Raw genomic sequence first — 24,404 nt, forward strand, 5'->3', positions numbered from 1 at the left:
TAATTTAAATTAGCATAATGAAAGTATGATTTTTAGCAAAAAGTGCATTCTTTAGTCGAAGGATGTTTCATAAGTGATGTAAAAAAGCCTCGATAAATCGAGGCTTTTTTATTGAGTTAGCTAAAGAAATCAACCAATCAATTTTGAATAAAGTTAAGGGATTAAAGCGGTTGGAAAGGCTTTTCAACAGCTAAGTAAACGTGTTGGTGAGATATTGTTAAAGACCCATCAGTTAAACAGCAGTTGCAGGGCACATTGCGCTATATCGACCTAAACAAATTGGTGACGATGTTTTTAACACCAGAGTCTTAGAATAAGTTAGGAATAGTGAGGTGGTTTTATCTCTCTAGCCCTTTCCTAAAGGAGAGGTGGATTACTAACTACAAAATCTCCTTCTGAAAAAGAAATTAAGAAGAATTATTATATGTTGTACATCAAAAAACGCTTGTAAAAATTATGTGTTTTTAGTATTAAATGTTTGAAAAAAGGTTTTGGCTGAATTTATGGAACAGGATTTTAGAGAGAATTTAAGAAGATTACTTTCTGCATATGTTTTAAGTATAAAAGGTAATAAAGACTTTAATTTAGATGAGGTAGAGAAAAGTTACAAAATCACGTCTGATTTTATAATAAATCAAGTTGAAATTAAGAAAGATGATCAAAAAGGTAAAGATGAAAAAAATTTTTTCTTAGAATATCACAAATATTTATATGTGATTTGTAAGGAGGCTGCTAATCCTTTTTTGAATCAAAACTTTATACAATCTCAATTTAAGTCAAATATATTTAAAAATTTATTACAATTATGGACTTATAAAAATGAATTGTTTAAAGAAAAGGCTTTTGCTAAAAAATATAAGGATATAATTGAAAATGTATTTATAGCAGATTTTATGGGTTTGCAGTATTTTTTTGATTATAAAGTTAAAAAGCATAATTATAAAAAAACTGAAACATTGTTCTTGTTAGGTACAGCAAGGCTTTTGGTTATTATTGTGTTGAAAAGTTTAAATGTTAGATTTAATACCTTTGAGAGAAAGGTGGCACATTATACAAGAGTAGATGTAGCAAATTTTATTATTAATGATGATAAATTTTTTAGAATGAACTCTACTGAATTTATGAACGATCCAACTGAAGGGTCATTAGTTAAGGAGTTTTTGTCACTAAAAACATTAGATTCATATTTTTATCAGCATAATTTTTTATCATGTTTTACCTTTAATCATAATTATTTAAATCAATTTCGACTATATGGTAGAACCAAAGGTTTAGATGGAACAGGTGTTAGTTTAGTTCTTAATGAAAGTTTTTTTGATAAATTGAATCGCTTTTATTTCAATGATGATGAGGTGGAGCTAGATTTACATATCCGAGAAAATAATAAATTACCTCTTTTTAGGTGTTGTTATTTTGATCCTAAATCAGAATATATTTCGATTGCTAAACGTTCAAAATTTTCTTTCTTTCAGGAGTTTAAAGGACAGAAAAGTGCGGATGAAATAGAAAAAATTTGGACTGATTATATGGACTTAATAAAACCAATTGAGAGTGATATTCGAAACAATCTAAATTATTTAAAAATAGTAATTAATGATCTGAAAAAACTTTACTATACAGGTGATGAGAAGGTTTGGAACATTGTTGATGACTTTATGAAACCTATTAATTATTTATTTAAACATTCAGCATTTAAGGAAGAAGAGGAATGCAGAATTATAAAAGTTACGAATTTAAGTGATAAAAGTATAAAAAATGAACTAAATGCTGACGGTCAAACTTTTACATATATTGAATATCCTGCTGACCTTAAAGAATCATTGGCAAATATATATATAGGTCCAGCTTCCGCGAAATATTTGACTTATTTTAAAACTTCTCTTTTAAAGAAAACAAAGAAAGAAGTAAAAATTTGTGTATCTGATAATCCTTTACGAATTTGAAATAAAAAACCCGCTCTAAAGCGGGTTTTTTATCTAAAAGCTAGATTGGCTTAACCAATTAACTTTTTCATTAATTCATTTACTTGAGCAGGGTTAGCTTTACCCTTAGACGCTTTCATGACTTGACCAACAAGACCGTTAAAGGCTTTTTCTTTACCAGACTTGTACTCTTCAACCATTTTTTCATTGGCTGCAAGTACTTCTTTAATGATTGCTTCAATTGCACCAGTGTCGGTTTCTTGCTTTAAGCCTTTTTCTGCAATAATGTCATCGGCAGATTTACCTTCCGATTCCCACATAAAGCCAAAGACTTGTTTTGCAATCTTACCGCTAATGGTGTTGTCAACAATACGAGCAATCATGCCACCAAGCTGTTCAGCAGAAACAGGTGAGTCAGCCAAATCTAGGCCTGCTTTGTTTAAAGCACCTGAGAATTCGCCCATTACCCAGTTTGCAGACACTTTACCTTGCTTCGCACCGCCAGCAGCAGCCACAACAGCTTCATAGAAGTCTGCCATTTCGCGTGAGAGCGTAAGTACATGTGCATCGTACTCAGTTACACCAAAGTCTGCGATAAAGCGTGCACGGCGTGCAGCAGGAAGCTCTGGAAGCGCAGCACGAGCAGCTTCGATTTGCTCATCTGCAATAATCACTGGTAACAAATCTGGATCTGGGAAGTAGCGGTAATCGTTCGCTTCTTCTTTAGAACGCATTGAACGCGTTTCCATTTTGTTTGGATCGAACAAACGAGTTTCTTGGTCGATACTTCCGCCGTATTCCAAAATTTCCATTTGGCGTTCAATTTCAACATTGATCGCTTGCTCAATGAAACGGAATGAGTTGAGGTTTTTAAGCTCGCAACGCGTACCAAAAGGTTGGCCCGGACGGCGTAAAGACACGTTACAGTCCGCACGGAATGAACCTTCTGCCATGTTGCCGTCAGAAATACCTAACCAACGTACTAATGTGTGAATCGCTTTGATATAAGCAACCGCTTCCTCAACCGAACGCATGTCTGGTTCAGAAACGATTTCAAGTAAAGGAGTACCAGCACGGTTTAAGTCAATGCCAGACATGCCTTCAAATTGGTCATGTACAGATTTACCCGCATCTTCTTCAAGATGAGCACGAGTTACGCCAATACGTTTAGTCGTACCATCTTCAAGTTGAATGTCGATATGACCCAAGCCCACAATCGGGTTATCCATTTGGCTAATTTGATAGCCTTTTGGTGAGTCAGGGTAGAAGTAGTTTTTACGCGCAAATACTGAAGCTTGGTCGATGTAGGCATCGATACCCAAACCAAAGCGAATAGCAAGATCAACTACTTTTTCATTTAAAACAGGGAGTACACCCGGCATAGCCAAGTCTACAAGGCTCGCTTGTGTATTTGGGTCTTGACCAAATTCAGTCGATGAACCAGAGAAAATTTTAGAATTGGTTGCAAGCTGAGTGTGAATCTCGATACCAATAACGACTTCCCAACCGTCAATCAATTTCAACTTTTGAGCTTCAGCCATTATGCATTCTCCTCAGCAATTGCCGCACGTTGAGTATGGAAATCGGTATTTTGTTGGTATTGATGAACAATCGACAATAATTGCGATTCTGACCAGTAGTTACCAATTAACTGTAAGCCTACAGGTAAGCTGTCTTTATCCAAACCAACAGGAGCATTAATCGCTGGTAAGCCTGCTAAGTTCACTGCAAGTGTATAGATATCGCCTAAATACATTTCAGTTGGACTTAAGTTCGCACCAATTTTATAAGCAGTTGTTGGTGCAGAAGGAGCCGCAATCACATCTACATTTTCAAATGCTTTTAAGAAGTCTTGTTGAATTAAACGACGTACTTTTTGAGCTTTCACATAGTAAGCATCGTAATAACCCGCAGAGAGTGCATAGGTACCAATTAATATACGACGTTGAACTTCTGGCCCAAAACCTTCTGAGCGAGAGCGCTTATAAAGATCCATCAAGTCTTCTGGGTTTTCACAGCGGTAGCCGTAACGAACGCCATCGTAACGTGACAAGTTAGAAGATGCTTCCGCTGGCGCAATCAGGTAATACGTCGGTACATAAGCTTCAGTCATGTTGAGATCGATCTCAACAAGGGTTGCACCCATTTCTTCAAGCTTTTTCAAAGACTCTTCAACACGTGCTTTAACGTCAGCATCTAAGCCTGCAACGTTAAAGTACTGTTTAGGAATACCAATGCGTAAACCCTTTACAGATGTGCCATTTAAATTTGCAACGTAGTCATCAACTTCCTTTTTAACCGAAGTTGAGTCTTTTGCATCGTGACCTGCCATTACATTCATGAGGTAAGCACAGTCTTCAGCAGAGCGTGCCATTGGACCCGCTTGGTCTAAAGATGATGCATAAGCAATGATCCCGAAACGAGATACACGACCATAGGTCGGTTTTAAGCCTGTTAAACCACAGAAAGAGGCAGGTTGACGAATTGAGCCACCTGTATCAGTACCTGTAGCAAAAGGTGCTAAATCAGCTGCTACAGCCGCAGCAGAGCCACCTGATGAGCCACCAGGAACGTGGTCAAGCGCCCATGGGTTACTTGTTGCACCAACATATGAGCTTTCAGAGGTTGAACCCATCGCAAACTCATCCATGTTCACTTTACCTAAAGTGACAAGACCAGCTGCTTTAGTTTTTTCAACAACAGTTGCATCGTAAGGAGAGATGAAGTTGTCTAATATTTTTGAACCAGCAGTGGTTTTAATGCCTTTGGTACAAAAGATATCTTTATGAGCAAGTGGAATACCCGTTAAAGCAGTTGCATTACCCGCTTTTAAAGCTGCATCGGCTGCATCGGCTTCAGCAAGCGCTTGCTCAGGCGTAACTGTCACGTAGCTTTTTACCAGTGGGTCAATTTTAGCAATACGTTTTAAATAGTGTTCAGTCAATTCGCGAGATGAAAACTTCGCTTGGCTTAAGCCTTCAGCAAGTTCACGAATTGATAAGCGATGTAAATCAGTCATGAGTAAAATTTCTTTACATTCAAAATTGGGAAGATGGATTAATTGACTAAAAGTTATTCAATCACGCGAGGAACAAGATACAAACCATCTTGAGTTGCAGGTGCAACAGCTTGGTATTCATCTCGATGATTACTTTCAGTTACCACATCAGCACGTAAAGGTTGAGGATTGTCAAAAGGACTCTTCAAAGGTTCTACGCCTTCCGTATCAATGCCTTTTAAGGTTTCCATCATGCCTAAAATTTTATTTAGACTTTGAGCATATTCAGCAGATTGCGTATCATTGAGCGACAATCGAGCAAGATTGGCGATTGCTGAAACTGTTTGTGCATTTAAATCTGCTGAATGCTGTGCATCCGATGTAGACATAACATCACCTAATCAGTATTAAAAATTTTCAAAATATCGTGCGTTATAATAAGCGATTGACTTGTTCAAATCATCACATTTAGTTTAAAGTTGCCACCTTGCATCCACATGAAAGTTTAACTGAGAACGAACCGTGATTCTAAAACGACTAATTGGCTTGTTTTCGCCGGATCTAGCCATTGATTTAGGTACAGCAAATACACTTATTTATGCACCAGGCCGCGGCATTATATTAAATGAACCAACAGTTGTGGCAATTCGTCACAGTGGTTCACAAAAAATTGTTGCTGCTGTAGGGCTGGATGCGAAACAAATGTTAGGCCGTACGCCTGCAAATATTTCTGCAATTCGTCCAATGAAAGACGGTGTAATTGCAGACTTTGAAGTGACTGAAACCATGCTGAATCAGTTCATTGGTAAAGTTCACGAAAAACGTTTGTTCCCACCTGCACCTCGTGTAGTTGTATGTGTACCATGTAAATCAACTTTGGTCGAGCGTCGTGCGATTCGTGAAGCCGTATTTAATGCGGGTGCCCGTGATGTGCGCTTAATTGAAGAGCCGATGGCGGCTGCAATTGGTGCGGGTATGCCAGTTGAACAAGCATGTGGTTCTATGGTTGTGGATGTTGGTGGTGGTACAACTGAAATTGCAATTATTTCATTGCAAGGTTGTGTCTATGCTGATTCTTTACGTATTGGTGGCGATGTATTTGATGAGCAAATCATTAATTATGTTCGTAAAGCTCACGGTTGCGTAATCGGTGAAACCACAGCTGAAATCATTAAGAAAGAAGTAGGTATGGCTGTTTCTGATGGTACGACATTAGAAATTGAAGTACGTGGTCGTAACCTTGCAGAAGGTGTGCCTCGTGCAATTACTGTAACTTCTGACGAAATTACTCAAGCGATTTCTGACCCATTACAAAGCATTGTAAGCGCGGTGAAATCAGCTCTTGAACAAACTCCTCCTGAACTTTCTTCAGATATCGCTGAGCGCGGTATTGTGTTGACAGGTGGTGGTGCGTTACTTCGTAATCTCGACAAATTATTAGCTCAAGAAACTGGTTTACCAGTTGTTGTGGCTGAAGATCCTCTTACTTGTGTAACCCGTGGTGGTGGTAAAGTATTAGAATTCTTCGACAACCCGAACCATGACATGCTTTTCGTCGGTTAAGTTTAAGGATTAGGCGGTGCAACCGAATATTTTTTCAAGACAGCCGCCATCTTTCCGCTCGTTCATTATTGCGGTCATTACATGCTTGGTTGTGCTTTTCTTTGATTGGCGTATGCCTTATGTAATTCAGCCAGCAAGGGATGTCTTGTACGCTGCATATAACCCAATTTATGCGCTTGCAAGTTATCCAGTACTGTCGAGAGAATGGCTGAATCAACAAACTAAATCTGAAACACAACTGCGCCGTGAAAACACTGCAATGCAGGCCGAGCTGTTACAAGCTCAGGTTCGGTTGCAGAAGCTGTCAGAACTGTCTGCTGAAAATACCCGATTACGCGGCTTACTTGATACACCATTAATTATTGATGGTCGTATGGAAATTGCTGAAGTAATTGGAACAGATGCCGATCCGCTGCGTCATATCATCATTATTAACCGTGGTTCAATGGATCATCTTAAGGTTGGTCAAACGGTTCTAGATGATAAAGGGATTATGGGGCAAATTATTAATGTGTACCCTCATAGTTCACGTGTGATGTTACTTTCTGATAAAGAGCATTCACTATCTGTTCGTCTAGAGCGTACAGGTATGCGGGCGATTGTTTCTGGTACTGGCGATTTAGGTCGCTTGAAAATGGAATATGTTCCAACCAGTGCAAATATTCAGGTTGGCGATAAAGTCCTGAGTTCTGGCTTAGGTGAGCATTTTCCAGCAGGTTACGCAGTGGGTACAGTAGCTAAAATTCGCCGTCATAATTCAGGTGAGTTTGCGGAAATTGATATTACTCCAGCTGCTCAGCTCGCAACGGGGCATCATGTTATTGTACTTTTCTCAGACTCATTAGCGAAGGAGCAGCCATATGCCGATCGCTAAATTGAAACGTGAGAAGCGTAATGATCCATTATGGGTAATTATACTCTCTGTAATCGTGGGTTCAGTACTCATGGTTTACCCGTTGTCCTATGATATTTCTGGCTGGCGACCATTGTTCATGCTTATGATCATGTTGTTTTGGGTCGTTTGCCAACCAACATGGTGTGGAGTATGGTTTGCATTTGGTATGGGGCTTTTTACAGACTTACTACTTGATGCTCCATTAGGACTAAATGCACTGAGCTTTGTTATTGTTACCTTTGTTACCCGGTTTTTAATACGCGAGCGTCGTATTTTGACGTTTGGTAATTTATGGACAATTGCCACTTTGGTTATTATTGCTCATTTAGCCTTTATGTGGGTGACCCAAACCATGGGAGGTACTCACTTCTCAATTGCTCGCCATTGGCAACCATTAATGACCAGTGTTCTAACTTGGCCAGTAGTTTATTATTGTTTAGCAAAATGGCGCATTTAGTTTTAGCTTCCAGTTCTCCGCGTCGGAGAGAGTTGTTGCAGCAGTTGGGTTTAGCTTTTGAAATTTATAGCCCTGATATTGATGAATCTGTTCATGACGGTGAGCTGGTTTATCAATATGTTGAGCGTTTAGCTAGAGAAAAAGCCCAAGCCGTATTAAATATTTTTCCAGATGCCGTGGTTATTGCGGCCGATACAAGTCTTGGGCTTGATGGTCAGATTATTGGTAAACCTGACTCAAAACAGCATGCCTTTGAAATTTGGAAACAATTATCTGGCCGTTGGCATGATGTGTTTTCCGGAATTTGTATTGCGACACAGCAACAAATCTTGAGTCAGGTGGTGCAAACACAAGTTGAATTTGCGGCCTTAACTACACAAGATATGGAAGACTATTGGGCCACAGGAGAACCTGTAGGGAAGGCCGGTGCGTATGCAATTCAAGGAATTGCTTCGCAATATATTCCCAAAATTCAAGGAAGTTATAGTAATGTGGTAGGACTTCCTTTGTACGAATTTTCACAGTTATTCAAAAGAGTGAAGACATAAGGGGTTGTTGATAATTCTTGATTGAATTGCATTGTCGATGAATAGTGGACAAAGCTACGTTAACAGTCTCTCTGACTCTTTAATAAAAATTTTATAATGCTTTGAGTTTATGTATGTCAGAAGAACTACTTATTAATGTCACGCCTATGGAGTGTCGGGTGGCATTAATCGAAAATGGAACTGTTAATGAGCTGTATGTAGAACGTACAGTTAAACGTGGTTTGGTCGGTAATATTTACAAAGGTAAAGTTGTTCGTGTACTGCCTGGTATGCAAGCGGCTTTTGTTGATATCGGTTTATCTAGAACAGCCTTTTTACATATTAATGATATGGTTTGGCCTCGTTCTCAACCAACGCCTAATGTTTTTGAATTACTTCATCCAGGACAAACGCTTACCGTTCAGGTTATGAAAGATATGCTGGGTACAAAAGGCGCCCGCCTGAGTACTGATCTTTCAATTCCTTCTCGCTATTTAGTTCTCATGCCATATGGTAATCATATCGGGGTTTCTCAGCGTATTGAGTCAGAAGAAGAACGTGAGCGCTTACGTAATATCATCGAAGGTATTCAGGCAGAGCACAATCTACCGGGGAGTGTGATTGTACGTACTGCTGCTGAAGGCGTAGATGATGCTGAGATTGCGCAGGATATGTGTTACCTCAGTAAGTTATGGGAATACATTCAGCGTAAGCAAGTTGACGTTGCAGTACCTTCCTTAATTTTTGAAGAATTACCGCTACCACAACGAATTATTCGTGATTTAGCAAGTGAAGAAACTGCAAAAATTTATGTCGACTCGAGAGAGATTCATGGAAAACTCCGTGAATTTGTAGATGAGTTTGTACCGAATATGCAAAGTCGCCTGATTCATTATCCAGGTGAACGTCCATTATTCGATCTTTATAACGTTGAAGAAGATATTCAAAAAGCGTTACAAACCCGTGTTGCTCTAAAGTCTGGTGGTTATCTAATGATTGACCAGACTGAAGCCATGACGACCATTGATGTGAATACTGGTTCTTATGTCGGTGGTCGTAGTCTTGAAGACACAGTCTTTAAGACCAATATGGAAGCGACTCAGGTTATTGCACGTCAGCTCAGACTAAGAAATCTGGGCGGTATCATCATTATTGATTTTATTGACATGCAAGAAGCCATTCACCGTGAAGAGGTGATGCGTCAATTTGAAAAAATGCTTGAACGCGATCATGCGAAAACCAAAATTACTCAGGTATCTGAACTTGGTTTGGTAGAAATGACGCGTAAACGGACACGGGAATCACTCGAGCACTTGTTATGTGAGTCGTGTCCAACGTGTCAAGGACGTGGTTTTGTCAAAACAGCAGAGACAGTATGTTACGAAATATTTCGTGAGATATTACGTTATACCCGTGCTTTCGAGTCTACGAGTGGCTTTACTGTTGTTGCGCATCCATCGGTGATTGACCGATTATTAACTGCAGAAGCCCCAGCAGTGGCTGATTTAGAGCATTTTATCAACAGAGTTATTAAATTTCAGGTCGAAAATTTATATACGCAAGAGCAATACGATATCATTTTAAGTTAAAGTTGTAACAAGATATCGCTTAATCCTTGTTACAACTGAAATTTTACTTTCATTCATGAATTTTAAATACTACTTACATACAGTAGCCCTAGACGTTCTCCCTATTTAAAACGTCTTAGCAAACAATAAGAGGTATAACCCATGAATGTAAGTGAAAACTTAATTAGCAACGGTCTTAAACATGTTTTAGAAAGCACGCCAGTAAATAGCTGCTATATGTTGAATGACCAAGGTAAAGAAGTACCGATCACAACTGCAATGATTCGTTCAGTATGTCATCAGTTACTTAATCAGTGCCGCACAATTAAAAAATAAGGGGCCATTTCAAAGCCCCTTAGTTTTTCTTAACCAACCGAATGATGTTTTAGTTGTTTCTCTTCAATAATCTCTTCAAAACGTTGAATCTCGTCTTCAAGATGAGTTAGAAGGTTTTGCATTTTAGGTAAAGCATTTCGACATGCTGTTAAACCTACTTCAAGCTTATCTAGATAGCTCGTCATCGTAATATTGAGTGCTTGCCCGTCCATGACAATAGAAGCTGGGTAGAGCGCATCTAATTTCGCACCATTCCAATAAAGTGGCTCACGTGGGCCTGGTACATTAGAAATCACTAAATTAAATGCTTGGCGCTTAGGAAGCATCCCAGACATGATGTTTAGACCTGCTGGACCATAAACCACAGCACTATAGTTTAAAATCTCATTTGCAGTCATGCGGCTAAAGCGTTGCTTCGAATTTTGCATACTACGACGAATAATTTCGAGTCGTTCTAAAGGCTGGTCTTTATGAGTCCCCAAATTCGCTAGAATCATCGTAATGCGATTACTCACGTCAGAGTCATCTGTGCGTAGTGAAGCAGGGACCATGGCAATAAGAGGCTTTTTAGGCAAACTGTTATGACTAATCAGGTATTCACGTAGCGCACCTGAACACACAGCAAGTACGACGTCATTGATGGTCACACCAAGCGCTTTAGAAATCTTTCTAAGACGACTTAACTCGAAAGATTGGGCTGCAAAACGGCGTGAAGCACTTACGCGCTGATTTAAAATAGAAACTGGGGCTTGAAAAGTTGAAACGTAGTCAGGATTTTTCCCCATTTCTTTAAAAATGGTTTGTGATAACTCATGCATGACTTTCGGAGTAACTTCAAGTTGTGACTTGATGCCTCCTAAAATACTTTTGATTTTACTGGTACTTGGTTTTGGCACTTTTAAGCGCTTTGTTCTTTTACTTTCTACACACCAAAGGGGAACTACATGTTTTTCTTGTGGGGTCTTAGATAGAGACTTTTCAATTAAACGCATACCCGCAACGCCATCTACCATGGCATGATGAATCTTAAAGTACATCGCGAAACGATTACCTTCGATTCCTTCAATAATGTCGCACGTCCAAAGCGGTTTTGCTCGGTCAATTAAAGAACTATGCTGCTGTGAAATATAAACGAGTAACTCACGGATTCGACCAGGATGAGGCAGAGCAATATGACGGAAATGGTGATCAATATCGAATTCTTCGTCTTCATCCCAAAATAAACCATTTAAACGGTTATTAAAGGGTGGGACAGGAATACTTTTTGATTGGCGAATTTCTTCTACTAAATCACGAACAAAAGTTTCAGGGGCATTTTCAGGAATTTCAAATAAAAACAATCCGCCAACATGCATCGGTTGTTGTCTTTTTTCTAGTGATAGAAAAATAAAATCAATAGGGTGTAATGGACGCATAACTTGTTGTGCCTCATGCTTTTTTCTAAGAAGCCCTTAACTGAGCTCTTATTAGAATTATAGAACCGTAAAATTTAGTATATAGCGTTTATTACAGATTAAATATGACTTTGTGTACGAGATATAACTGTAAAAAAAACCACTGATTCATCAGTGGTTTTTTTATACCAGACTATTTTTTTAAGTTGCCTGCGTGTAAGCCACATTCTTTTTGCGTTGCTTCTTCCCACCACCAGCGGCCTTCGCGTTCATGCTGGTTTGGAAGTACTGCACGAGTACATGGTTCACAACCAATAGAAACGAAACCACGCTCATGTAAAGGATTATATGGAATTTCCATCATACGGATATAACTCCATACTTCGGCGCTAGACCAGTTCGCAAGCGGATTATATTTAATGAGTTGTTTGTCTGGACCAGAGAAACCTACGTCAGCTTGTACGACAGGAATTTCGGTACGTGTACCCGGACTTTGATCTTTACGTTGGCCTGTAATCCAGCCATCTAAAGTTGCGAGTTTTTTACGCAAAGGCTGAACTTTTCGAATACCACAGCATTCTTGGTGTCCATCTTTAAAGAAGCTAAATAAGCCTTTTTCATTCACCATGCTTTGCACAGCTTCAGATTCAGGAAAGCAAATTTCGATATTAATATTGTAATGCTTACGAACAGTTTCAATAAATTGGTAAGTTTCAGCATGTAAGCGTCCGGTATCAAGGCTAAAAACACGGAAAGGTTTGCCTAAACGCGAAGCCATATCAATTAAGACGACGTCTTCTGCACCTGAGAATGAAATTGCGATTTCACCTTGTTGGCTTAATGCAAGTTCTAAGATCTCGCGTGGGCTTTTAGCTGCATATTCAGCTGCGAGAGCATCAACAATATCAATAGTCGGAATAACGGTCATGGGTGTTCCTGGCAAAAGGCTTGGGCGCATTGAGTTATGAAAAATATTCTAAAGGATAGTAAATAAATTGCTTAGCACTTTAATTTCGATCCTTATGAATAAAATTGATTTGATCAATAACAACGCAAAACTGAAAATCTTAATGGTATGATACAGCAATTTTTAACCAACGTTGGAAGCATTCATGGAAATCGTATGCCTAGATCTTGAAGGGGTTTTAGTTCCTGAAATCTGGATCAATTTCGCAAAAAAAACAGGGATTAAAGAACTAGAAGCAACAACTCGTGATATTCCGGATTATGATGTTTTAATGACTCAGCGTCTGAATATCTTAAAACAACATGGTTTAGGCCTAAATGACATTCAAGAAGTGATTGCTGAGATGGGACCATTACCAGGTGCCAAAGAGTTTGTTGAATGGGTAAGTACTCATTTCCAACTTGTGATCTTGTCAGATACCTTCTATGAGTTTGCTCATCCTTTAATGAAGCAATTAGGGTGGCCAACAATTTTCTGTCATAAGTTAGAGACAGATGAAGAAGGAATGATCACCGCTTATAAACTACGTCAACCAGATCAAAAACGTGAGTCAGTTAAAGCACTTCACGGTTTAAATTTCCGTGTAATCGCGGCAGGGGATTCATATAACGACACAACCATGCTTGGTGAAGCTGATCATGGCTTCTTATTTGATGCACCTGCAAATGTGATTGCTGAGTTCCCTCAGTTCCCAGCCATTCATGGTTATGATGCATTAAAAGAAGCAATTCGTTCAGTTTCGCAGCGTAATATTCCTGCTTAAGAATGGACAATAAAAAAGGCGCTTTAAGCGCCTTTTTTATATGTAATAATTTTTAAACTTAGAATTTATAACCAAGTTTTAAGCCATAAGCGATCGCATTGTTGTCAGAGAACTCTGCAACATATTGATCCGTACCAGCTTGTGCACCAGTTTGTGCTTTAGCATCACCCAACCAGAAGTATTTTACACCACCAGCAATGAAGGTTTGTGGAGTAGGGCTATATTGAACACCTAAACCTACGTTCCAGTAACCTTCTGTTGGGCCTAATGTAGTTACAGGGTTTCCTGCACCAGAGTCCCAACCTACAGAGACATTACCTGCCCATTTTTCATTAAGCTTACGACCTACACCAGCATTCACCGTCCATTGATCATCAGCATATTCAACTAAGTTAAAGCCATTTGGACGTCCAACAAGAGGTCCAACAACTTGTGAAAGTTGGCCAAATTTGTATGGTTGAATCGCGAAATCTTTCCAGTTCACCCAACGTACGTTAGCAAACGCAACAGTGTTCGCCATGATACCTGTCTGGAAATCAAAGTTTACTGACTGAGGTGTCGTAATTTTTGTGTCAGCTGAACTATTTGCAATTGCAGCAGCTGCGGCATCTTGTCCTAAAAGTGATAAAGCTGGAAGGGTAGGGATTTTTTCACGAATATTTACATCGTGATCGATTTCAGAACGATAAGTCACAGAAGCTTTAAGGGCAATTTCAGGAATTTGATAAGCAACACCAGCTAACCAACCAGCTCCACCTGTTTCTTTAATGTCAGCATCGTAGCCATTATAAATACTATAAGCTTGTCCACGTAAACTTACATTGCCTTTAATTGTTTGATAGACACCACCTGCATAGATATTCCAGTTTTGAGTCGGTTGGAAACCAAATACAAAAGATAAGTTTTGAGTATCAACTTTAACTTTTGTAGCACCAGTTCCAAGTAAACCATTTACTTGCTTCAAACCTGCATCTACTTGTGCAGCAACACCTTGTTTTACACCTGCATCAATAACAGCTTTAGTTGTTGGGTCATTATTGTATGCATTTAGAGTTGCAGCAAATTGTGCTTGACCTGCTGGAGTAGATAAGTTAACACCTTGTGCTTGAAGTGCTGCACCAACACGTTGATTTGCTGTTAAATTATTAAAAGCTGTATTAATAGTGTTTGTGCGGATACTATCTAGGGCTGCTGGAGCTAAAATAGTATTAGATGGGTCAGAGACAAATACATTTTGACCACTATATTCAGCATTAGCTCCAAATGGTTGGTCGTAGAGTAAACCAAAAGAAAATTTATCGTTGAGTTGTAATTTTAGTGCGGCATTTGGAAAATAATAATCATTAGCCATATCACCAATATCGCGACGAGTTGCGCTTGATCCTGCTTCTTTACCCTCTACAGTTGGGTCTAAAACAGAAATACCCGCTTCAAAGTAGTTACCTGGTTGTAAGAATGCAGACATTGACTGTCCAGAGCGATCCAAAGCTGCTGCGAAAACCCCAGTTGCAGGCAGCGTTGCCAAAATCATTGCAGTGCTCAGATGTTTTAATTTCATTTTAATCTTTCCTTGAACTTCAAGACATTTTTTTAAAAGTAACAGAGTTAAACCGTTTAAACTGTGTTGCCTTCAAAGCTTTTAATTACAAGTTTCAAAGCTTTGATAACTCCATGTAACAAAAATAGCATAATTACACTAAGAGTAAATCTGTTATATGAACTGGGGAGTACTCATTTTTTATACAAAAAAAGTCAATAAAGAATGAAATGTGGAGAAATTTTTACATTATTAAACTATTTTAAATAATTGATATTTATATTTTTAATCTATTAGTAATAAGCCATGTGTTTATGACATTTTTGTCAAAAATCCAAGAAAAATGGTCAAAGATTTTTTTGTAAAAATATGAGTTGATTGATCATGAAGTGAGTATTAGTTATCATTTTTACTGGATAAGTCTAGTTTCACTACAAGTGTATATTATTGATTCCATTTTATATTATTCAGAATAGAGCATAAATCAGTATTTATTTTTTACCATTTGATCAATTTTTGGGTGTTTCCAGTAGATCAATTTAACCGTCTAAAATACAAAGAATGAACCAAATTAAAAGTATGAATACAATTATTCCGATTTAGAGTTAAAACAAACCGTTAAAGGGGATATAACTTTTCATCAAATTCTTCAAGTTTGGGAAACTTTAAAGGTTCAAGCTGGTCGAGGTGGGTAAGGTACGTTATATAGTCCTCAAGAATGGTTTTTCGTGCTTCTTGGCTAATATAAGGTACATGATAGGCAATAAAAGGTGGAAAAACTTCAAAACCGCTATAGGCCAAGGTACCGCGTTGAATAGGTGATAGATAATGCTCTATTGGTCCGTGAATAGAGTTCTCGCCAAACATATGCGTTCTACCGCCCAATGTTAAACAGAGCATCGCTTTTTTACCCGCCATACCACCGTGGTTATAAAAGCGTTTTCCGCCATAAAAAAGTCCTGAAACGAATACGCGATCAATCCATCCTTTTAAAATTGCTGGGACAGAGGTCCAGTAAAGTGGGAAGTTCAAAATAATCAAATCTGCTCGTTTTACTTTTTCAATTTCCGCTTGAATATCAGGTGCTAAAAGGTTTTGCTTGGCGGCATTACGTTGTTCTAATGCGTAATTGAAATAGTCGGGTTGATTGAGTTCTAAAAAATCCTCTTTGGAAGCTACAGGGTTGAATTGTATTGCATACAAGTCAGAAACTTCTACACGATGACCCAACTTTTTAAATGTTTGCTGAGCTGTCGTTTTCAGTGATGTTGTAAAAGACTGTAGCTCTGGATGAGCATGAACGATCAAAATATTCATAAGGTGACCTGTATTCTTTTCAGAAATTGTGCTGTCTAGTGCGAATCACTGGATTCCATTTTGAACAACTATGCATCAATTTAAAAACGTGGCATAGTTCATGAACTGACAGTTTTTACCATTTGACGCCACAATTATGATTGCTAGTGGACCATGCATGAATCCAGAATTACCTGGAACTTATATTAATTTATTAGTCGATATAGTTAAGCGCTGGAATATCTCGGGTTATCAGCTTCTAGATGGAAGTGGCATAACATTAGAACAATTAACCAAACCCTATTGGTATGTTGAATTTAATGCTTTAAACAAACTTCTTGAACGCGCTATTGAACTCACTCATAAGCCAGCATTGGCGGGTTATTTGGCTTTGGAAATGAAAGCATCTTGTTATGGTTCGGTAGGTATGGCGGCCATGGTCTGTGCAAATTTAGAAGAAGCCCTTAAAACACTTGAACAATTTATTGGATCACGTTGTGATGCATTTAAGCCAGAGTTAAAACAAGAACAAGATTATATTTACTGGACTATACGCCAGCCTTTGAAAGCTTTTCAGTTGAGTCCAAATGCTAGTATTTTTTTGTTATTAGGTTTTGTTCAAATCGTGAAGCATCTAACAGGATTATCTTCTTTAGGTACCATTAAGTTAAATATGTCTGAACCCATCGGTTTTTCAAAATTAAAAGACGAATTGGGTGTAGATTGTTTATTTAATGAAAAACAGAATGTCTGGATTTTTCCAAAAGAATATTTATCGCAGCCTATCCTAACGGCCGACCCTATGCTTGCGCCTTTACTAGAAGCACAGTGTAAAAAAGATATAGATAAATTGAAGTTACGCAGCGGATGGAAAGTAGAAATTAGCCACGTAATTAAAAAATTATTGATCAATAATCAGGGAGAAATATTAAAAGTTAAACAAGTCGCGTACATGATGAATATGTCAGAGCGGAGCCTACAGCGGTATTTGGCAACTGAAAATACAAGTTTTTCAGCATTAGTTGATTTAACTCGAAAAGAACATGCGCATAATCTTTTAGAAAATAGTGCAATATCAATTGAAGCTGTGGCTTTAAGTTTAGGTTATGCAGATACATCCCATTTCACTCGCGCTTTTAAACGCTGGATGGGAGTGACACCGAAGTATTATCAAACTCAGTTAAAACTAAAAAATTTAGAGATACGTGAATAATCAAGAAGACCACAAATTTGAAAGTGGTTTTCTAAATAAGCATTAAGTTGATGGTTCTTGTTTTGATGAAAGTGAACGAATCACTTCAAAATAGCTAGGCGGGACGGGAACATGACCACGTTCTCTTAGTACTTTGTGCATACGCGGTAATTTAAAATATGGCACTGAAGCCATTAAATGATGTTCCATATGGTAGTTTACGTGGATTGGTGCAACAAAACTTCTCGCAATCCATCCAGCTCGTGTTGTTCTAGTGTTGGTTAAAGCAGTATTACTGGTTTGCATACCAGCATGTTCTGCCATAGAGCGAATACGTAAAAAAAGTGGAAATGGGGTTAAGTAAGCTAGAGGCCATAACCAATAAAAACGTTGTTGACCAAATGCTTTTAGAACACCATAAAGTGCCAGATTGGTTGCAATAGCGCCCGTACTGTTTTTTGCAATACTCTTTGCATAGTCAACGAAATTTTTATGACTGCGGTCTAGCCAAATTTGGTCATTGGCAACAGTCCATTTCATGACATCCAGATCCATTAAAACTCGACCTAAGCTAAACTTTAAGCCAGTCATACCTGTTAAGTCGCGTAAGAATTTACGAGTTAGAGATTTTTTACTGACAGGAAAACCAGCAACTAAAGAAAGATCTGGGTCATCTGGAGTAGATGTTTTTGCATGGTGACGAACATGGTGTACACGATATTTTTGAAGATCATTCCAGATGGGGCGGGCGCATAGCCATTCACCGACGAAATCATTTATTTTCTTATTTTTGAACAGACTTTTGTGAGACGCGTCGTGCATTAGAATTGCAAGACATAACTGACGACCCGCCAAGATTGCTAAGGCAAGCATACATGCTAATAATTTACCCCAACTCGGTAAGTAATCCCACATCATGATTAAGCTGGCGAATGTTCCACCAATAACAGCCCATGTACTGGCAACAGCCCAAGCACCATAGACATCTGAAGGTTCGGTAAGCTCTTGTATTTCTTCTCTGCTAAATAGGTCCGTAACACTTACCTGTGTATTCATTGTTATTCTCCCAAATTAGAGTTTGGTATCTATATTTTATATTACAAATATAGTTATAAAAATTTAAAAAGTGAAATATTTTTTTGTAAAAAAATAAATCAGATGACTATAGGTTTAATTCTTGTTCATATATTTTTTTCCAAAGTTTTTGGCCGATCGCGTCTAGCTGCTGTACATCTTGAGCAAATTGATTACGCGCAGACTCACTTACAAATGGTGCTGGTAATAGGGGATCATTCATGAGTAAAGCAATCGTTTCTCTACCTAAAAGAAGGGCTTTAACTGCTGCATCATTTAAGGAGAGGTGAGTATAGTTTTCAAGCCAGTGTGTGATATCTCGACTATACATTTCATAATTTTTTTCGAGTTGTTTGGTATCCCATAAAGAAAAAATCTGCTTAAGCGTTGAGGGTTCGAAATGGTGAATAATACAAATTTTTGCTTCTTTCTCTAGCCCAGCTAAAACAAGCTCCTCACAGGTTTTTTCAAAACTATAAGCTAAATTGTCTGGGCGGATGTAAATACCTGTTTCTAATTCTTTAAAACCAAATTGACGCAGTACACGTTCACGCTTTTTAAGAGCAGTTCGGTCTATACGACCCAATGTGCCTGTAAAAACCGCAAGATAATGTTGCTGCCATTCTTTAGTTTGTTTAATACCATTTTTACGATTGAGTATTACTTTTGCCCAATCTTTCGTAGGAGGTGAAAGTTGATAGATTCCGCGTTCTACGCTTTCGATCATACCTTCATTTAATAAACGGGTGGTCGCAACTCGAATACCATTTTCACTTAAGTTAAACAGTTTGGCAGCCACCAAAATTTGTTTAATCGTAAGTTGAGGGTAAGCAGAGGAAAGAAAGAGATCGATAATCAGATGACGTGCGTTGATTTTAGTATTTTTCATTTTGTTTAAATTTTAAATATAAATGACATATGCTTGAAATAATATCATGTTTGTTTGATGTTTTAAGATGGTTTCTTGGCTTGCTTGAGTGTAAGAACTTTTATGTATAACTAGAAGATGATTTGTTTTTGATTAGATTTTATCTTTTTACGATAGTTAACCTAAGTTTGTCATAATGATGTGATACATTATTGCACTTTAAATAATCGGCCTTTAATTAAAGGCAATAACCAAAATGCTAGAAATGATCTGATATTGAACATGAAATAATCCAAAGTATTGGTTTATCCATGATATAAAACAACTTTTTAGAGCTTTCTAGTGATTAACTTTTTGAGCAAGTGATGGAAAATTTTGAAGTTATAAAAGCACTATTTCTAGGATTTGTTGAAGGTTTAACTGAATTTTTACCAATTTCCAGTACTGGCCATTTGATTTTATTTGGTCATATTATCGATTTCCATTCAGATGGTGGTCGTGTATTTGAAGTAGTGATCCAGTTAGGTGCTATTTTGGCAGTGTGCTGGTTATATCGACAAAAAATTATTAACTTGATTAAAGGCTTCTTTAGTGGCGATGTAGAGTCGCGTCATTTTGCTTTTAGTGTATTAATTGCTTTTTTCCCAGCAGTGATTATTGGCGTTTTAGCCGTCGATTTTATTAAAAGTGTTTTGTTTAGCCCAATTGTGGTTGCGATTGCCCTCATTGTCGGTGCACTCATTATTTTCTGGGTTGAATCTAAACAGTTTGAGCATAAAACATTAGATGCAACAAAAATCACGTTTAAGCAGGCACTGTTAGTTGGTCTTGCTCAATGTGTTGCGATGATTCCGGGAACATCTCGTTCAGGTGCGACAATTGTAGGCGGGATGTTTGCAGGTTTATCACGTAAAGCCGCAACAGAATTTTCATTCTTCCTTGCAATGCCGACCATGTTAGGTGCAGCGACATTTGACTTAATTAAAAATGCTGATGTGTTGACCTCAGACAATATGATTAATATTGGTGTTGGTTTTGTTGCAGCATTTATTGCAGCTTTATTTGTAGTAAAGGCACTAGTACTTTTTGTTGAACGCCATACGCTACGCGTATTTGCTTGGTACCGTATTGTGCTCGGTGTCATTATTTTGATTGCAGCAATGTTCTTTAACTTATCTGCTTAATCATCAGATTGAATAAAAAACCTAGAATCTTCTAGGTTTTTTTATGCCTAAAAATAGCTTTAACTTGCTTATTTATACAAAGTACTACCAAGAAATACTTTTCCCTTTTAGTTTGATTGATATAGTAAATCTTAAATAGCCCGTAAAAAATAAAGCAATGCAACAGAATGATTTGATGAAAAGATTGGTAGAGGCTTTTTTATATTTGGCTCCTCAAGAAGGGCTGTATCCTACCTATATTTCAAACATCACCCTTATGAGGGTAGATCATTCCACACAACCTGTTGCTGTATTACAAGAGCCTTCAATTGTTTTAGTCATACAAGGCGTAAAGCGTGGTTATATCGGGAAAGATACTTTTCAGTTTCAACAAGGCCAGTGTTTACTCATCTCGATAGCTATTCCTTTTGACTGCGATACGTTGGTTGAAAATGAACCGATGCTGGCAATTGCGATTAAGTTTGAAACGCAAATGATGGCTGATTTAGCCACTAAAATGGATAAAGACCAGCAGCCATCTATAGATGAGCTTGAAAAAAGAGATATAAAGCTCAGTTGTGGTTTAAATATTATAGACATGAACACGGTAATATCTGAGGTTGCTTTACGCTTGTTGAATTTACTTCGTTCTAAACAAGATACTGCGATATTGGGAGAACAGATAAAACGAGAACTCATTTATCGGGTTTTGCAGGCAGGTAGTCGCGATTTAATCGAAAATCTTTCGGCTATGATAAGTCGAAATAGTGTGATTTATACAATTTGTGAAATTATTCAAAGAGATTACTATCATAATTTAACGGTTCAGGAACTTGCTAAACAAGCAGGAATGAGTGTCTCTCTTTTTCATCAAGCGTTTAAGAAAGTCACGAACTATTCTCCATTACAGTACATTAAGATTACTCGATTACATAAGGCACGTGATTTAATCTTAAATAATCAAATGGGTGTTGCTGAAGCCGCCTATCAGGTTGGGTATGTAAGTGCTTCACAGTTTAGTCGAGAGTTTAAACGGCTGTTTGGAGTTCCACCTAAATCTTCAATGAATTAAAGTAAATCAATACATTTAAAATATAAACCAAACATGGAGCATATCAATGAGTCTTCCAACAACTATGAAAATTGTTGAAATTACGGTTCCCGGCGGACCTGAGGTCTTAAAACTTCAAGATTCAGATGTTCCAGTACCTCAAGCAGATGAAGTGTTAATTGAGGTAAAAGCTGCTGGAATTAACCGTCCAGACGTATTGCAGCGTATGGGTTTATACCCAATGCCTAAAGGTGTTACGCAAATTCCGGGTCTTGAAGTCGCTGGGGTGGTGGTTGCTGTAGGTGAACAGGTGCAACAGTTCAAAGTTGGAGACAAGGTTTGTGCTTTAACCAACGGTGGTGGTTATGCAGAATACTGTGCGGTAACTGCAACGCAAGTATTGCCAATACCTGAAAATCTAACATTTACACAAGCTGCTGCGATTCCGGAAACATTCTTTACAGTTTGGGCAAACCTGTTTGATATCGGCCGTTTAAAAGAAAACGAAACAGCACTGATTCATGGTGGTGCAAGTGGTATTGGGACCACAGCTTTAGCGATTTGCCATGCTTTAGGGATTAAAACTTTTGCTACAGTTGGAAGTGAAGATAAAGTTGCAGCACTCTCTAACTTAACGACTGCAATTAACTATAAAACCCAAGATTTTGAGCAAGAAATTTTGAAACACACCCAAGACCAAGGTGTTGATGTGATTTTAGATATTGTGGGTGGTTCGTATTTCTCGAAAAACTTAAATCTATTAAAACGTGATGGTCGACTTGTGATTATTGGTTTTATGGGCGGTCGAATTGCAAAAGAATTTGATTTGCAGAAACTGATTTTAAAACGTGCAACTATTACTGGCTCAACTATGCGAGCACGTAATAGCCAAGAAAAAGCCCAGATTGCTCAGTCCTTACATGAACATGTGTGGCCGTTATTAGCGCAAGGCAAGTGCTTACCGCAAATCTATAAAACTTATGATTTTTCAGATGTACAAAGTGCCCATGCATGTATGGAACAAGGTGACCATATTGGAAAGATCGTTTTAGAGATTAATACTTAATTTAATCTGTGATAGTTTAGGTGAACGTCATGTTTGCCTAAACTGAAATTTATAATTATTAATTGTGCCTATTTCTATATAAAAATTGCCAAATTCTATTGGCGTGTTGCACCAGTTTGTTGATCTAAATATACATGTACTAAGAAATAATAACTGGCTTAAAGCTGTTATTTCGTTATTCAATTCTAAAGGATGGTAACAATGAATACCCCAGCATCAAATGATAAAAATCCGACTCCAGATTTGGCAGAAGATAATGCATTCTTCCCATCACCATACTCACTGAGCCAATATACTGCTCCTAAAACAGATTACGACGGTACGACCTACCCAACGCCGTATACAGGTAATAAAAAGGTCTTAATGATTGCAACTGATGAGCGTTATATCCAGATGCAAAACGGTAAGTTCTTTTCTACCGGAAACCATCCAGTAGAAATGCTTTTACCGATGTTTCATTTAGATAATGCAGGCTTTGAAATTGATGTTGCGACACTTTCTGGTAATCCAGCCAAGCTTGAAATGTGGGCAATGCCAAAGCAAGAACAAGTGGTATTAGATACTTTTCATAAATATGCAGATAAATTAAAAAATCCGCTAAAACTTGCCGATATTTTAGAAAATGCAGTGGGGAAAAACTCACCATACGCAGCTGTATTTATTCCGGGTGGGCATGGTGTTTTAGCTAAGATTCCACATAGCTTGGATGTCAAAAAAGTTCTGAAATGGGCAGTTGAACAAGACAAATTTATTATTACTTTATGTCATGGTCCAGCTTCGCTGCTTGCTGCGGCAGTAGATGAACAACCTGAGAATTATATTTTTAAAGATTATCAAATTTGTGTATTCCCTGATTCATTAGATAAGGGGGCAAATATTGATATCGGTTATATGCCGGGAGCTTTACCATGGTTAGTCGGTGAGAACCTTGAAAAACTCGGTGTGAAGATTTTGAACACTGGTATTACAGGTCAATGTCATAGAGATCGTAAATTATTAACAGGCGATAGTCCGCTTGCTTCTAATAATTTAGGAAAACTTGCAGCTGAAACGTTGCTGGCTGAAGTGAAGGATTAATTAAATGCGTGCGCCCTGCGGGACTCGAATTTAATAGTTAAAATTATGTTTTATTTAGTTATTTTATTTTTAATTATTTTTGATACCGTAACTCGTACCGTAAAAAGTAAAACCCTCAAACAAATAAGGCATCCTTTTTAGGATGCCATTCTGTGCTTTTCTATCCAACAGTCTATATCAGATTCAAGCCATCTCGCAATTTTTCTTTTGCCCTCACCAAATAGGATTGAAGGAGGGAAATAACCGGTTCGAATCCAGTCATAGATAGTTGACTTTGGAAGGCTGGTTTTTAATTCAACCGCCTTCAAGTCAAGCAAACGACTTTGCTTTTCTGACATCACCCCTCCTTACTTTCCGCTTTAACAAAATCTGTACCTTCTGGATCTACTCCAAGATCAACACAAAGCTGATATCCATGTGAGGCACCTGTACAAGCCATATACATGGCATGGTGCCAATTGAGTTGTTTTTTCTTTGTCTTGCTCGAACGCAAAGCCCAGTAAAGTCTCTCTTTTAGGTATTCTTCACTCATCCCTCAGCTCCCGATTCATCCATTTCAATAACATCATCAGTAAATTCACGAGAACCAGGTGTAGCGAATTTTTCAGTTGTCCCGTACTCTTCTTGAAGGTATGCGTTAAAAAACTCAGATTTTTTCATCACGCGAAAATCATCTGGCAAGTGGCCTAT

The 24,404-nt window shown here is 38.0% G+C and carries 25 protein-coding genes; 13 read left to right on the forward strand and 12 right to left on the reverse strand.

The window, feature by feature from the left end; genetic code table 11:
- Window positions 1–503: 503 nt before the first annotated feature.
- Window positions 504–1,943 carry a DUF2971 domain-containing protein gene (locus AC056_RS00830; RefSeq protein WP_077162452.1) on the forward strand — a complete coding sequence of 480 codons (1,440 nt, stop codon included), beginning with the start codon at window positions 504–506 and terminating at the stop codon, window positions 1,941–1,943.
- Window positions 1,944–1,993: 50 nt separating this feature from the next.
- Here AC056_RS00830 and gatB read toward each other — a convergent pair whose 3' ends face one another.
- Genes gatB through gatC form a run of 3 tightly spaced genes read right to left on the reverse strand, consistent with a single transcriptional unit; the run spans window position 1,994 to window position 5,309 of the window.
- A complete protein-coding gene (gene gatB / locus AC056_RS00835; protein WP_000796643.1) occupies window positions 1,994–3,463 on the reverse strand; it encodes an Asp-tRNA(Asn)/Glu-tRNA(Gln) amidotransferase subunit GatB in 1,470 nt (489 codons plus the stop codon).
- Window positions 3,463–4,941, reverse strand: coding sequence for an Asp-tRNA(Asn)/Glu-tRNA(Gln) amidotransferase subunit GatA (gene gatA / locus AC056_RS00840; protein WP_077162453.1), 1,479 nt, complete (start codon window positions 4,939–4,941; stop codon window positions 3,463–3,465). The genes gatB and gatA overlap by 1 nt, the downstream gene beginning before the upstream one ends.
- Window positions 4,942–4,994: 53 nt before the next feature.
- Window positions 4,995–5,309, reverse strand: coding sequence for an Asp-tRNA(Asn)/Glu-tRNA(Gln) amidotransferase subunit GatC (gene gatC, locus AC056_RS00845; protein WP_000107699.1), 315 nt, complete (start codon window positions 5,307–5,309; stop codon window positions 4,995–4,997).
- 133 nt (window positions 5,310–5,442) lie between these two features.
- Between gatC and AC056_RS00850 the strand changes: the two genes are divergently transcribed.
- The 6 genes from AC056_RS00850 (at window position 5,443) to AC056_RS00875 (ending at window position 10,266) form a co-directional block, all read left to right on the forward strand.
- Complete coding sequence (locus AC056_RS00850) at window positions 5,443–6,483, forward strand: rod shape-determining protein (RefSeq protein WP_000601379.1); 1,041 nt, start codon at window positions 5,443–5,445, stop codon at window positions 6,481–6,483.
- A 16-nt stretch (window positions 6,484–6,499) separates the two neighbouring features.
- Entirely contained in the window at window positions 6,500–7,357 is an 858-nt protein-coding gene (gene mreC, locus AC056_RS00855) for a rod shape-determining protein MreC (RefSeq protein ID WP_004705808.1), read from the forward strand.
- Window positions 7,344–7,835 carry a rod shape-determining protein MreD gene (gene mreD, locus AC056_RS00860; RefSeq protein ID WP_004705810.1) on the forward strand — a complete coding sequence of 164 codons (492 nt, stop codon included), beginning with the start codon at window positions 7,344–7,346 and terminating at the stop codon, window positions 7,833–7,835. Before mreC ends, mreD begins: the two co-directional genes overlap by 14 nt.
- Window positions 7,823–8,383: a Maf-like protein gene (locus AC056_RS00865; RefSeq protein ID WP_077162454.1), complete on the forward strand. Its 561-nt coding sequence runs from the start codon at window positions 7,823–7,825 to the stop codon at window positions 8,381–8,383. The genes mreD and AC056_RS00865 overlap by 13 nt, the downstream gene beginning before the upstream one ends.
- Before the next feature lie 113 nt (window positions 8,384–8,496).
- Entirely contained in the window at window positions 8,497–9,951 is a 1,455-nt protein-coding gene (gene rng, locus AC056_RS00870; RefSeq protein WP_004705812.1) for a ribonuclease G, read from the forward strand.
- Between the two features lie 141 nt (window positions 9,952–10,092).
- Window positions 10,093–10,266 (forward strand): PA1571 family protein, encoded by a 174-nt coding sequence (locus AC056_RS00875; RefSeq protein ID WP_002116397.1) that lies wholly within the window; start codon window positions 10,093–10,095, stop codon window positions 10,264–10,266.
- Window positions 10,267–10,295: 29 nt separating this feature from the next.
- Here AC056_RS00875 and AC056_RS00880 read toward each other — a convergent pair whose 3' ends face one another.
- Window positions 10,296–11,681: a WS/DGAT/MGAT family O-acyltransferase gene (locus AC056_RS00880; RefSeq protein WP_039249986.1), complete on the reverse strand. Its 1,386-nt coding sequence runs from the start codon at window positions 11,679–11,681 to the stop codon at window positions 10,296–10,298.
- Between the two features lie 172 nt (window positions 11,682–11,853).
- Window positions 11,854–12,588 carry a phosphoadenylyl-sulfate reductase gene (locus AC056_RS00885; protein ID WP_004705815.1) on the reverse strand — a complete coding sequence of 245 codons (735 nt, stop codon included), beginning with the start codon at window positions 12,586–12,588 and terminating at the stop codon, window positions 11,854–11,856.
- Window positions 12,589–12,772: 184 nt separating this feature from the next.
- On the opposite strand from AC056_RS00885, the gene thrH reads away from it, so the two are divergent.
- Window positions 12,773–13,390 carry a bifunctional phosphoserine phosphatase/homoserine phosphotransferase ThrH gene (gene thrH / locus AC056_RS00890; RefSeq protein ID WP_017400224.1) on the forward strand — a complete coding sequence of 206 codons (618 nt, stop codon included), beginning with the start codon at window positions 12,773–12,775 and terminating at the stop codon, window positions 13,388–13,390.
- A 58-nt stretch (window positions 13,391–13,448) separates the two neighbouring features.
- On the opposite strand, the gene AC056_RS00895 is transcribed toward thrH, so the two are convergent.
- Together AC056_RS00895 and AC056_RS00900 are read right to left on the reverse strand one after the other, a co-directional pair.
- Window positions 13,449–14,948, reverse strand: a complete 1,500-nt coding sequence (locus AC056_RS00895) for an outer membrane protein transport protein (RefSeq protein ID WP_004705816.1) — start codon at window positions 14,946–14,948, stop codon at window positions 13,449–13,451.
- Window positions 14,949–15,545: 597 nt separating this feature from the next.
- Complete coding sequence (locus tag AC056_RS00900) at window positions 15,546–16,244, reverse strand: NAD(P)H-dependent oxidoreductase (RefSeq protein WP_077162455.1); 699 nt, start codon at window positions 16,242–16,244, stop codon at window positions 15,546–15,548.
- A gap of 157 nt (window positions 16,245–16,401) precedes the next feature.
- Here AC056_RS00900 and AC056_RS00905 point away from each other — a divergent pair, with 157 nt between their 5' ends.
- Window positions 16,402–17,436 (forward strand): AraC family transcriptional regulator, encoded by a 1,035-nt coding sequence (locus tag AC056_RS00905; RefSeq protein WP_077162456.1) that lies wholly within the window; start codon window positions 16,402–16,404, stop codon window positions 17,434–17,436.
- A 42-nt stretch (window positions 17,437–17,478) separates the two neighbouring features.
- Here the strand turns inward: AC056_RS00905 and AC056_RS00910 are convergent, their stop codons facing one another.
- The gene (locus tag AC056_RS00910; protein WP_077162457.1) at window positions 17,479–18,471 is read right to left on the reverse strand and encodes a fatty acid desaturase family protein; all 993 of its coding nucleotides are present in this window, start codon (window positions 18,469–18,471) and stop codon (window positions 17,479–17,481) included.
- 106 nt (window positions 18,472–18,577) lie between these two features.
- Entirely contained in the window at window positions 18,578–19,378 is an 801-nt protein-coding gene (locus tag AC056_RS00915; RefSeq protein ID WP_077162458.1) for a PaaX family transcriptional regulator C-terminal domain-containing protein, read from the reverse strand.
- A gap of 344 nt (window positions 19,379–19,722) precedes the next feature.
- Between AC056_RS00915 and AC056_RS00920 the strand changes: the two genes are divergently transcribed.
- From AC056_RS00920 to hchA, 4 genes are all read left to right on the forward strand, one after another.
- Window positions 19,723–20,541 carry an undecaprenyl-diphosphate phosphatase gene (locus AC056_RS00920; RefSeq protein ID WP_017393864.1) on the forward strand — a complete coding sequence of 273 codons (819 nt, stop codon included), beginning with the start codon at window positions 19,723–19,725 and terminating at the stop codon, window positions 20,539–20,541.
- Window positions 20,542–20,698: 157 nt separating this feature from the next.
- Window positions 20,699–21,592 carry an AraC family transcriptional regulator gene (locus tag AC056_RS00925; protein WP_004705824.1) on the forward strand — a complete coding sequence of 298 codons (894 nt, stop codon included), beginning with the start codon at window positions 20,699–20,701 and terminating at the stop codon, window positions 21,590–21,592.
- A 46-nt stretch (window positions 21,593–21,638) separates the two neighbouring features.
- The gene (locus AC056_RS00930; protein WP_077162459.1) at window positions 21,639–22,637 is read left to right on the forward strand and encodes an NAD(P)H-quinone oxidoreductase; all 999 of its coding nucleotides are present in this window, start codon (window positions 21,639–21,641) and stop codon (window positions 22,635–22,637) included.
- Between the two features lie 201 nt (window positions 22,638–22,838).
- On the forward strand, window positions 22,839–23,714 hold the full coding sequence (gene hchA, locus AC056_RS00935; protein ID WP_039250000.1) for a glyoxalase III HchA: 876 nt from the start codon (window positions 22,839–22,841) through the stop codon (window positions 23,712–23,714).
- A gap of 137 nt (window positions 23,715–23,851) precedes the next feature.
- On the opposite strand, the gene AC056_RS00940 is transcribed toward hchA, so the two are convergent.
- From AC056_RS00940 to AC056_RS20005, 3 genes are read right to left on the reverse strand one after another with little or no spacing between them, the layout of a single operon-like run.
- Entirely contained in the window at window positions 23,852–24,052 is a 201-nt protein-coding gene (locus AC056_RS00940; protein ID WP_004712152.1) for a helix-turn-helix transcriptional regulator, read from the reverse strand.
- Window positions 24,052–24,246 (reverse strand): hypothetical protein, encoded by a 195-nt coding sequence (locus tag AC056_RS00945; RefSeq protein ID WP_002045855.1) that lies wholly within the window; start codon window positions 24,244–24,246, stop codon window positions 24,052–24,054. Before AC056_RS00945 ends, AC056_RS00940 begins: the two co-directional genes overlap by 1 nt.
- Window positions 24,243–24,374, reverse strand: a complete 132-nt coding sequence (locus tag AC056_RS20005; protein WP_265733974.1) for a hypothetical protein — start codon at window positions 24,372–24,374, stop codon at window positions 24,243–24,245. The genes AC056_RS00945 and AC056_RS20005 overlap by 4 nt, the downstream gene beginning before the upstream one ends.
- Window positions 24,375–24,404 lie beyond the last annotated feature (30 nt).

It is taken from the genome of Acinetobacter genomosp. 33YU (assembly GCF_001990725.1).
Lineage (GTDB): Bacteria > Pseudomonadota > Gammaproteobacteria > Pseudomonadales > Moraxellaceae > Acinetobacter > Acinetobacter seifertii.

Bases quoted from the DNA above. Each gene is read 5' to 3' on its own strand.
- mreD (WP_004705810.1), top strand. From the start codon at position 7,344: ATGCCGATCGCTAAATTGAAACGTGAGAAGCGTAATGATCCATTATGG.
- gatC (WP_000107699.1), bottom strand. From the start codon at position 5,309: ATGTCTACATCGGATGCACAGCATTCAGCAGATTTAAATGCACAAACA.
- AC056_RS00900 (WP_077162455.1), bottom strand. From the start codon at position 16,244: ATGAATATTTTGATCGTTCATGCTCATCCAGAGCTACAGTCTTTTACA.
- AC056_RS20005 (WP_265733974.1), bottom strand. From the start codon at position 24,374: ATGAAAAAATCTGAGTTTTTTAACGCATACCTTCAAGAAGAGTACGGG.
- hchA (WP_039250000.1), top strand. From the start codon at position 22,839: ATGAATACCCCAGCATCAAATGATAAAAATCCGACTCCAGATTTGGCA.
- AC056_RS00905 (WP_077162456.1), top strand. From the start codon at position 16,402: ATGAATCCAGAATTACCTGGAACTTATATTAATTTATTAGTCGATATA.
- AC056_RS00920 (WP_017393864.1), top strand. From the start codon at position 19,723: ATGGAAAATTTTGAAGTTATAAAAGCACTATTTCTAGGATTTGTTGAA.
- AC056_RS00940 (WP_004712152.1), bottom strand. From the start codon at position 24,052: ATGTCAGAAAAGCAAAGTCGTTTGCTTGACTTGAAGGCGGTTGAATTA.
- AC056_RS00910 (WP_077162457.1), bottom strand. From the start codon at position 18,471: ATGAATACACAGGTAAGTGTTACGGACCTATTTAGCAGAGAAGAAATA.
- AC056_RS00830 (WP_077162452.1), top strand. From the start codon at position 504: ATGGAACAGGATTTTAGAGAGAATTTAAGAAGATTACTTTCTGCATAT.
- rng (WP_004705812.1), top strand. From the start codon at position 8,497: ATGTCAGAAGAACTACTTATTAATGTCACGCCTATGGAGTGTCGGGTG.
- AC056_RS00925 (WP_004705824.1), top strand. From the start codon at position 20,699: ATGCAACAGAATGATTTGATGAAAAGATTGGTAGAGGCTTTTTTATAT.
- AC056_RS00930 (WP_077162459.1), top strand. From the start codon at position 21,639: ATGAGTCTTCCAACAACTATGAAAATTGTTGAAATTACGGTTCCCGGC.
- AC056_RS00880 (WP_039249986.1), bottom strand. From the start codon at position 11,681: ATGCGTCCATTACACCCTATTGATTTTATTTTTCTATCACTAGAAAAA.
- gatB (WP_000796643.1), bottom strand. From the start codon at position 3,463: ATGGCTGAAGCTCAAAAGTTGAAATTGATTGACGGTTGGGAAGTCGTT.
- AC056_RS00895 (WP_004705816.1), bottom strand. From the start codon at position 14,948: ATGAAATTAAAACATCTGAGCACTGCAATGATTTTGGCAACGCTGCCT.
- AC056_RS00945 (WP_002045855.1), bottom strand. From the start codon at position 24,246: ATGAGTGAAGAATACCTAAAAGAGAGACTTTACTGGGCTTTGCGTTCG.
- gatA (WP_077162453.1), bottom strand. From the start codon at position 4,941: ATGACTGATTTACATCGCTTATCAATTCGTGAACTTGCTGAAGGCTTA.
- thrH (WP_017400224.1), top strand. From the start codon at position 12,773: ATGGAAATCGTATGCCTAGATCTTGAAGGGGTTTTAGTTCCTGAAATC.
- AC056_RS00875 (WP_002116397.1), top strand. From the start codon at position 10,093: ATGAATGTAAGTGAAAACTTAATTAGCAACGGTCTTAAACATGTTTTA.
- AC056_RS00865 (WP_077162454.1), top strand. From the start codon at position 7,823: ATGGCGCATTTAGTTTTAGCTTCCAGTTCTCCGCGTCGGAGAGAGTTG.
- AC056_RS00885 (WP_004705815.1), bottom strand. From the start codon at position 12,588: ATGACCGTTATTCCGACTATTGATATTGTTGATGCTCTCGCAGCTGAA.
- AC056_RS00915 (WP_077162458.1), bottom strand. From the start codon at position 19,378: ATGAAAAATACTAAAATCAACGCACGTCATCTGATTATCGATCTCTTT.